Raw genomic sequence first — 5365 nt, forward strand, 5'->3', positions numbered from 1 at the left:
GGCCGTGAAATTTCACTTAGCTGGTGAACTTCCAGCTTAGTGAAAGGCCGAATTCTGAGACGTGTTTTTCGGCTCAGAATCGTGCCCACGGCGTTCCAGCCCAAATTTTCTGACCGACCGGTTGTGCCCACAATATCATCCATGATTAACGCGCCAACGAAGCCAATTTTCACAAACTTCGCACACTTACGCTGGACACAAGCGTAAGTAAAAAACTTAAAGTATTGGCCTTGACTTAGAGCCTACTCTAACTCATATACTAGAACCATTAGGAGGTTGAAAGTTATGAAATCAGTACAACTTGGCGATACGGCGCTCAGTGCATCTGCTGTTGCGTTAGGTATCATGCGGATGGTGCGGTTGAACACCGCTGATGCAACGACGGTGTTGGAAAACGTTGTTGGTAACGGGGTTAACTTCATTGATTCTGCTGACATCTACGGCGTTGGCCGCTCAGAAGAAACTTTTGGGGAAGCTTTAAAGCGTTCAGGTATCAACCGAAACGATTTGATTATCCAATCAAAGGGCGGGATCATTTTAGATCCTAACAAGAGTGAGGGTGAAACGGTTTTCGGGCAACGTTACGACTTTTCAAAGGACCATTTGATCGAAGCCGTGGACGGTATTTTGAAGCGGATGCAAATTGACTATCTGGACTTCTTCTTACTTCACCGGCCAGATGCGTTGATGGAACCCGACCAAATTGCCGCGGCGTTTGATGAACTGCAAGCAGCTGGTAAGGTTCGGCACTTTGGGGTCTCAAACTTTAACCCAATGCAGGTTGAACTGGTACAGTCTGCCGTGAGCCAACGGCTGATGGTCAACCAACTTCAATTTGGGGTCATGCACAGTGGCCCAGTCGATTTTGGTTTACACACCAACATGAGTGATGCTGGCAGTGTGAACCACGATGGTGAGATTTTGGAATACTCACGGTTGCACAAGATGACGATTCAGGCTTGGTCACCATACCAATACGGCATGTTTGAAGGCCCATTCATCGACAACCCGAAGTTCCCAGAACTCAACGCGAAACTTCAAGAATTAGCAGACGCTAAGGGTGTCACGAAGAACGCCATTGCGACTGCTTGGATCCTCCGTCACCCGGCTAACATGCAGGTGATCTTGGGTTCAATGAACGTGCAACACCTCCAAGAAAGCATTGCCGGGGCAGACGTTGCCTTGACGAAGCAGGAATGGTACGACGTTTACTTGGCAGCGGGGAACACGTTACCTTAATGTTAATGAAATGACGAGATACTAAAATGCAGCAAGTGAATGGCCAGATTGGTCGATTCACTTGCTGCATTTTTTTGAGATTGATGTCGGTTATGGCTGTTAGCTACTTTGCTTGACGCTCTTTTTTACCCGTAACGATTCGTCGATCACAATCGGGGCACCAGGAATCTCACAGTTGCCCGAAACGGCGGCTTCCGTCCCCGCGTCACAAGCGGCGGTGTAGAAGCGAACTTTGTAGTCGAGTTTATCGAGGCATTTTTCAGCCTGGGCGATTTGTTTTTTGACGGCGATTTGTTGTTGCTTGAAGATGGCGAGCCGGGTCTCTAACGTGGCGTCGCCCTGCATGGCGAGTTCCACAAATTTGCGAATCTCAGCAAGCTGCATCCCCGTTGCTTTCAGGCAGGTAATCAGATCGATAAAATCAAGGTCGTCATCGGTGAACTCCCGGCGGCCAGCAGGACTACGGTGAACAAAGGGCATGAGGCCTTCACGGTCGTAGTAACGCAAGGTGTAGCTAGTTAAACCAGTTTTTTCGGCCACTTGGCCAATTGAGTAGGGCATGGGAAACCTCCTGTAGTTAAATCGTGCTTTCATCTTAAACCTAGAGCGAACTCTAAGCAAGCAACCGGTCTATTCACATAAAACTAGGGTGCGCATGTTGGCGGTTACATGCTAAACTAGTATCAGACTGGATTGCGCGGGTCAATTAGAGAGTGGAGGTAAGCAAGTGGCCTACATAGAAGTAAAACACGAATATAAACGTTACCAAATGGGTGAAACCGAAATTATTGCGAATCACGATGTATCGTTTGAAGCAGAACAGGGACAGTTAACGGTGATCTTAGGACCAAGTGGGGCCGGTAAATCGACCGTGCTCAACATTTTGGGCGGGATGGACTCACCAAGTTCCGGTGAAGTGGTGATCGATGGCGTTGACATTGCGCAGTTTAACGACCGCCAAATGACGACGTATCGGCGCGAAGACGTTGGCTTTGTTTTTCAGTTTTATAACTTGATTCCTAACCTGACGACTAAGGAAAACGTGGAGTTGGCGTCGTCAATCGTGGCGGATGCCTTGGATGCGACTGAGGTGTTGAATCAGGTCGGGCTACAAGACCGGTTAGATAATTTTCCGTCTCAACTATCCGGTGGGGAACAACAGCGAGTAGCGATTGCCAGAGCTTTGGCGAAGAATCCAAAGTTGCTTCTATGTGATGAACCAACCGGTGCGCTGGACTACCAAACCGGGAAACAGGTTCTTAAGTTACTCGAAACGGCCAGCCGTCAGGAAAACAAAACCGTGCTGATCATCACCCACAACGCGGCATTAGCCAAATGGCAGACCGCGTCATCTACATTAACGATGCCAAGGTTCGTGAGGTCAAGGACAACCCTAACCCAACGCCCATCGAAGACATTGAGTGGTAGGGGCGTCGATGATGAAACCATTAACGAAGAATATGTGGCGAGAAACGTCCCGGTCAAAAGGGCGGCTGATCGCAATTATTTTGATCATTATGCTGGGGGTTCTGATTTTTGTCGGCGTTAAGGCGGCCGGGCCGGCGTTAAACGAGTCAGCGACTAAGACCGTGAACGATGCCCACTTGAGTGACGTTCAGGTACTTTCAACGACCGGCTTTACGTCAAAAGATGTCACCACTGCTGAAAAAGTAGCGGGTGCCAAGCTGAAGCGGTTAAGTTTAAATACGTGGTGGGCGGCAAAGAAGCGTCCGCCGTGGCTCTTTATGGCTATCAGGCACGCCAACAGCAGAATCAATTAACGTTGCGCAGCGGGTATTTGCCACGAACGGCGAATCAAATCGTGCTCGATCAGCGGGCTAAGACGGATTACGGCTATCGGTTAGGCGACACCTATACGTTCGCAAAGTCCGCCAAGTTAGGCCAGCGCAGTTATCGGATCGTTGGGTTTGCGGACTCACCAATGTACATTGATAATGAGAGTCGGGGCTCGGCCAATGTTGGTGACGGGACGGTGCGGTATTTTGCCTACGTACCGGCGCAACAGTTAAAGCTGAAGGTCGCAACGTTGCTTAACGTGCGGTTTAAGGGCCTGCAGACGTCAAATACCTTTACGGATCAGTATCAAAACCGAATCGATCAGAAGGTAACGGCATTAAAGCGGGTGTTCAAATCCCGTGCGAAGGCGCGAACTGCTGCGTTACAAGGGTCGACCTTAACGCAACTTAAACGCCAACAACGGCAATTAACCCAAGCCAAACAGCAACTAAAGCAAGCTGCCAAGCAGGGTGACTCGGCAATGTTGGCTGCTCAACAGACAACGTTAACGACACAGCAAGCAAAGCTAACGGCAGCCAAGAAACAACTCTTGGCCGCTACTCAGACAACTTACACCTGGCAGGATCGTGATGACCTGCCGGGGTTTGAAGCCTATGGCGAAAGTTCGGAACGAATCGCTGCCATTGCGAACGTCTTTCCCGTGTTCTTCTTCTTGATTGCGGCTTTGATCACCTTTACGACGATCACCCGGATGGTGGAAGAAGCCCGGGGCCAAATTGGGACGTTTAAGGCGTTGGGGTATGGCAAGTGGTTGATTGCTCGAAATTATTTAGGCTATGCCTTACTGGCTGGCGTTTCTGGGACGGTTTTGGGCGCGTTGATTGGGAATTTGACGTTACCACGGTTAGTTCTGGCGTTGTATCAGGCTACATTCCGTTAAAGTGGGTCGTTGGCTTGCAGTGGGGTGTGATTGGGTTAGCGCTGATCTTCGCGCTATTAGCCACCGTTGGCGCTGCCGGAATCGTGGTTTGGCGAGAGTTAGCTGAAGGACCGGCGGCGTTGATGCGACCGAAAGCACCGAAATCTGCAAAGCGCATCTTGCTGGAGCGGATCACACCGCTCTGGCAACGGATGAGTTTTAACCGGAAAGTGAGTTATCGTAACCTCTTCCGGTTTAAGTCGCGGATGCTGATGACGATCATCGGTATCGCTGGTGGTACCGCGCTGATTTTGACGGGCTTTGGGATTCAAAATTCAATCAGTGCGAGCGGCACCAAGCAGTATCATGATGTGTTGCACTATCAAGCAACCGTTCGCTTGAAGCAGGCCGGCCATCAGGATAAGGCTGACATGATTTTAAATCATAATGATCAGTATCACAGTCACATCACCGTGGCCGGGGACGTGGGCGATGTTCGCGCGCACGGCCAGAAGGTGGCGGACGTGAACCTCTATGTACCGGAGAATCGCCAACAGCTTTGGCGGTATGTGTCGTTGCTAAATGCTAAGACGGGCAAACCGTTTAAGCTTGCTAAAAGTGGCGTTGTCTTGACTGAAAAAATGGCGACATTACTGCACGCCAAGGTGGGCGATCGGGTCCAAGTGACGACAACGGATGGTCATAAAGGTCATGCCAAGGTTGCCGCAATCACGGCGAACTACATGGGTCACTTCATGTACCTAAGTGCGGCCAGTTATCGGCAAATGCTGGGAGAAAAACCTGCGTATAACACATTGCTAGTCCAGTTACGTTCCCAAACCAGCAAACAGCGTAATCGGTTAGCACACCAGTTGCTGAACAACGGTGATGCGCTGGGCGCAAGTTACACTGCGGATCAACAAAAAACGGTTGCCACAATGTCGCAATCGTTAAACCCAATTATCCTGATTTTTATCCTGTTATCGGGAATCTTGTCCTTCGTGGTACTCTACAACCTGACCAATATCAACGTGTCGGAACGGATTCGCGAGTTGTCGACGATTAAGGTGCTTGGCTTTTATGATGGTGAAGTGACGATGTACATCGTTCGGGAAAACATTGTGTTAACGTTGATGGGCATTGTGGTTGGTTACGGCGTGGGGAATTTACTGACGGCGTATATCATGCGACAGGCTGCAACGGCGCAGGTGATTTTCCCGTTGACGTTGCATTTGACCGGCTACGTGGTCGCCACCGTACTCATGATTATTTTCACGGTGATCGTGATGCTGGTGACTCATCGGCGGTTGAAGCGGGTGAATATGATTGAAGCGTTGAAGAGTAATGAATAAAATTTAAGTGATTTTGAAAGCCTCTGCCGTGGTAACATGGTGGAGGCTTTTTGCTGTCGATTGTGTCCAGCGTAAGTGCGCGGAGTTTGTGAAACTT

At 49.8% G+C, this 5365-nt stretch carries 2 protein-coding genes and 2 pseudogenes; 3 read left to right on the forward strand and 1 reads right to left on the reverse strand.

Annotation, left to right across the window (positions count from 1 at the left end):
• Positions 1-285: 285 nt before the first annotated feature.
• Positions 286-1239: an aldo/keto reductase gene (locus JCM2765_RS15905; protein WP_054737524.1), complete on the forward strand. Its 954-nt coding sequence runs from the start codon at positions 286-288 to the stop codon at positions 1237-1239.
• Positions 1240-1338: 99 nt separating this feature from the next.
• On the opposite strand, the gene JCM2765_RS15910 is transcribed toward JCM2765_RS15905, so the two are convergent.
• Positions 1339-1800 (reverse strand): MerR family transcriptional regulator, encoded by a 462-nt coding sequence (locus JCM2765_RS15910; RefSeq protein ID WP_054737525.1) that lies wholly within the window; start codon positions 1798-1800, stop codon positions 1339-1341.
• 166 nt (positions 1801-1966) lie between these two features.
• Here JCM2765_RS15910 and JCM2765_RS15915 point away from each other — a divergent pair.
• A pseudogene (locus JCM2765_RS15915) lies at positions 1967-2667 on the forward strand (ABC transporter ATP-binding protein).
• Between the two features lie 11 nt (positions 2668-2678).
• Positions 2679-5268 (forward strand): annotated as a pseudogene (locus tag JCM2765_RS15920) (ABC transporter permease).
• Positions 5269-5365: the final 97 nt, after the last annotated feature.

It is taken from the genome of Secundilactobacillus similis DSM 23365 = JCM 2765, assembly GCF_001311075.1.
GTDB classification, from domain to species: Bacteria; Bacillota; Bacilli; order Lactobacillales; family Lactobacillaceae; genus Secundilactobacillus; species Secundilactobacillus similis.

Bases quoted from the DNA above. Each gene is read 5' to 3' on its own strand.
- JCM2765_RS15905 (WP_054737524.1), top strand. From the start codon at position 286: ATGAAATCAGTACAACTTGGCGATACGGCGCTCAGTGCATCTGCTGTT.
- JCM2765_RS15910 (WP_054737525.1), bottom strand. From the start codon at position 1,800: ATGCCCTACTCAATTGGCCAAGTGGCCGAAAAAACTGGTTTAACTAGC.